This is a genomic window from Kitasatospora sp. NPDC059571, assembly GCF_042735675.1.
Classification (GTDB): domain Bacteria; phylum Actinomycetota; class Actinomycetes; order Streptomycetales; family Streptomycetaceae; genus Kitasatospora.
The window spans coordinates 1-2,444 of the sequence record NZ_JBHWBW010000658.1 but is presented as its reverse complement, the minus strand read 5'-3'; the positions used below and the strand labels follow the sequence as shown (position 1 = coordinate 2,444).

Here is a 2,444-nt window from a genome sequence, read left to right as displayed (position 1 = left end):
GCGGGGGGGCGCCCCGCCCCGCCCCCGGCCCCCCCCGCCCCCCCCGGGGCGGGGCGGGCCCCCCCCGCCGTTTCGTGCCGCCGTGCCGCCGCCGCACCGGGGGCCCTACCGTGCGAACGGGGGGCGCCCCGGTCAGGACGCCGGGTCGGAGAGCGGGCGGAACTGCGGGCCGTACGTCCGGTCGGTGCCCGGCACGGGGATGTCCATCAGGGCCGTCGCGGGCTTCTCCATGCTGCGCATGGCCGCGACCGCCCGGCCCAGCGCCCGGTGCCCGCCGCCGTCCCAGGCGGCCTCCAACTCGCGCAGCACGGTGGTGAAGAGGGCGTCGCACTGGTGCAGCAGGCGTCGCACCCGGCGTTCGGGGGAGGGCCAGCCGTCCGCCGGGACGACCCCCATCGGCCGGACGTCGGGGAACGGCAGCGGGTCGCCGGAGTACTCCCACACCCCGTCCACCCGCTCCAGCATCCGCTCGTGGTAGATCTCTCCGAACGCGTAGTAGTGGCCCAGCATTTCGCGTCCCAGTGAGCACTCCGGCGAGGTCGAGGTGCCCTCGCCCTGCTCCTTGACGGTCTCGATCACCCGGGCGACGTCGCTGGGGCGGGCCACGGGCTCCAGCATGTTGGGGCCGATCCGCTGCCGGAGCTGGCCGTCGGCGGCGAGTTCCGGGGCCGCCTCCTCGAAGGCGGCGGCGAGGCCGTCGTAGAACGAGCCGATGCTCGGCGGGCCGGCGACCCGGGCGACCGGGGCCTCGGGCAGTTCGATGCCCATCATGACGTCGCGCACGAAGTCGTGGCCGAGCCCGGCGAGCCGTACGGTCAGGTCCTCGCGGACGCCGCCGGGGAGCGGGCCGGGGTAGGACATCACCCCGTCCACGATGCTCGGGCGGCCGCCCACCGCGACCAGCAGGTTGCAGACCAGCGCCATGTGGAACATCTCGTCGTAGACGATGCCCTGGATCAGCCGGGCGGCCGGATCGGACCGGTCCCTGATGGACCACCAGGCGCACAGGTAGGGCGGCAGGGTCGCCAGTTCGAGCTCCAGTGCCGTCTGCAGGGCGTCGCGGATCCACGGCACGTCCCGGTGCCCGCCCGGCACCGCCAGCAGCCGGGCGGCAGACCGGCCGGCGGCCGGCACTGCCGCTGCGACCCCGGCCCCGGGAGCCGGATCGGCCGCGGCGACGGGTACGGGTGCCGTCGGGACACCGCGGACGGCCGGCGGGACGCCGACCGCCGCCGCCGCTCCGAGGAACCCCCGCCGGCCCAGCCGCCGGCCGGCGGGGAAGGGCTCGGTCGCCTCGGTCATACCGCCTCCATTTCGGACTGCGAACCGGGAGCATGCCGCGCACGCCCGCGGCCGTCGAACGTAACAAGGGCGGCGCACCGGATCCGGGCGGCGCCGGGGCGTGGCCCCCGCCACCACCCGGCCGGGCGACCCGCCGCTACGGCGAGCGGCCGATCGGCTTGACCTCGAGTGCACTCCAACACCGACCATGGGGGAGTCCGGCCGCCGTCCCCGGCAGCCCGTCCCACGCCACGAAAGCAGCCCTCACATGAGCACAGACCTCCCCGTCGTCCTGATCACCGGCGCGTCGAGCGGCATCGGCCTGGAGACCGCGGTCGCCGCCGCCCGCGCGGGCTCCTTCGTCGTGGCGACCATGCGCGACACCGGCCGCGACGCGGCCCTGCGTGCGGCGGCCCGGGACGCGGGCGTGGCCGAGCGGATCGAGGTGCGGCGGCTCGACGTCACCGACCAGGACGCCGCCCGGGAATGCGTCGCGGCGGTGGTGGCCGACCACGGGCGGCTCGACGGGCTCGTCAACAACGCCGGTGCGGGCCGGGTCGGCACCCTGGAGATCGACGGCACGGCGAAGGCCCGCGAGGTGATGGAGGTCAACTTCTTCGGGGCACTGCACACCACCGAGGCGGCGATGCCGCACCTGCGGGCCTCCGGCGGCCGGCTGGTCACCGTGACCAGCGTCGGCGGGGTGATCGGCCAGCCGTTCAACGAGGCCTACTGCGCGGCCAAGTTCGCGCTGGAGGGCTTCATGGAGGCGCTGCACCCGGTGGCGGCGCGGGTCGGCGTGAGCGTGAGCGTCGTGGAGCCGGGCGCCGTCGCCAGCGAGTTCGTCCGCAACGCCGGGGCCGAGGACATCCCCGCCCGGATCGCCGAGGCCGGTCCCTACGCCGAGGCCATGCAGGCGTACCTCGACCGCACCAGGAAGTCGTTCGCCGCCGCGCAGTCCGCCGCCGACGCGGGCGCGACCGTCGCCGCCCTGCTCACCGGGGACCGGCCCGCCTTCCGGGTGCAGACCTCCGAGGCGGCCCGCGCCTTCATCAGCCCGAAGCTGGCCGACCTGGACGGCGGGACGGTCACCGGCCTGACGGCGGGCTGGGTGGCCTGACCCGCGACCCAGCCCCGCAGCTCCGCCCCGCAGCGGCCCGGCC

General features: G+C 76.5%; 2 protein-coding genes. One reads left to right on the top strand and one right to left on the bottom strand.

Annotated features, from left to right (window positions below; all coding sequences use genetic code 11):
- Positions 1-132 precede the first annotated feature (132 nt).
- A complete protein-coding gene (locus ACFV0G_RS37400; protein ID WP_380557684.1) occupies positions 133-1,302 on the bottom strand; it encodes a ferritin-like protein in 1,170 nt (389 codons plus the stop codon).
- Positions 1,303-1,549: 247 nt separating this feature from the next.
- Here ACFV0G_RS37400 and ACFV0G_RS37395 point away from each other — a divergent pair, with 247 nt between their 5' ends.
- Complete coding sequence (locus tag ACFV0G_RS37395; RefSeq protein WP_380557681.1) at positions 1,550-2,401, top strand: SDR family NAD(P)-dependent oxidoreductase; 852 nt, start codon at positions 1,550-1,552, stop codon at positions 2,399-2,401.
- Positions 2,402-2,444 lie beyond the last annotated feature (43 nt).